Source organism: Colwellia sp. BRX10-1 (genome assembly GCF_014077545.1).
GTDB lineage: Bacteria > Pseudomonadota > Gammaproteobacteria > Enterobacterales > Alteromonadaceae > Colwellia_A.
In genome coordinates this window covers 1-1,192 of the sequence record NZ_JACGWC010000070.1, presented here as the reverse complement: position 1 = coordinate 1,192, position 1,192 = coordinate 1, and the positions used below count along the sequence as shown (strand labels likewise).

The 1,192-nt window shown below is 39.3% G+C and carries 1 protein-coding gene; it reads left to right on the top strand.

From position 1 onward, the window contains the following. Positions 1-247 precede the first annotated feature (247 nt). Positions 248-1,192: transposase (locus H4J75_RS19560; protein ID WP_182223050.1), on the top strand; the 945-nt coding region annotated here is incomplete at its 3' end.

Here is a 1,192-nt window from a genome sequence, read left to right as displayed (position 1 = left end):
CTTATAGTTCGACCAAGCCACCTAATTTACTAAAGTAACTTACTATTAGATTAGGTGGAACATGCTTCTGTTGGTTACGAATATTGAATGGCAAACATCCAATGTTTCTAACAAGACGTTCGAACCAACAGAGCAACTCATTTCAAAACGCATACTCAGGGATTGCCTACGACGACTATCTATAAGACCTGCGAGAAATGAGATTTAAGCACATTCCACTTGTAACTTTACGCGCAGGAGCTGCAAAATGAAAGCATATAACATTGATAATTTCGCTGCCTTAATCGGCATTGATTGGGCAGATAAAAAACATGATATCTGTGAACACCCTAACAATACCGATAAATACCACTATTCCATCATTAAGTGTAAACCCGAAGCGCTACATGAATGGGCAATGAGCCTTAAAAAGCGTTACCCAAATCAACAAATTGCTGTGGCTTGTGAACTTAAAAAAGGACCTCTTATTTATGCACTAGCCAAATATAATCATATTACCTTATTCACCATTAATCCCTCTACAGTCGCTAAATATCGTAAGGCTTTTACCCCAAGTGGTGCGAAAGACGACCCTACTGATGCCTTGATACAAGTAGAAATCCTCACTCTACACATGGCTAAACTCACCGCTATTGAACCCGAATCACCCGCGATGCGCTCACTCACACAGTTGGTTGAATATCGACGGAACTTGGTGCAAGACAGTGTAGATTTATCCAATAAAATAACAGCTACACTAAAGAATTACTACCCACAAGCACTTGAATGGTTTAAAGAAAAAGACACCTTTATCTTCTGTGACTTCATCAGTAAATGGTCATCACTTGCCAAAGTTAAAAGAGCAAAAAAACAAACGCTATTAGATTTTTTTAACAGTCATAACTCACATTACGCCCATGTGAATAACGCGCGTATTTTAAGTATCAAAAGTGCGATGCCATTAACCGAAGACGTCGGCGTAATAGAGCCAAACAAGCTATTAGTGGAAGTGCTTATCGCACAATTCAGAGTCTTGCTAAAGGGAATTGAGTCGTTAGATAAAGCGATAAAAGAGGCCTATAAAGTGCAAGATGATAAAGTTATTTTTGATAGCTTTCCTGGTGCAGGTCCACAACTTGCGCCACGATTATTAGTGGCATTAGGCAGTAATAGAGATCGTTATGATGATGCGTCTGAGCTACAGAAATATGCG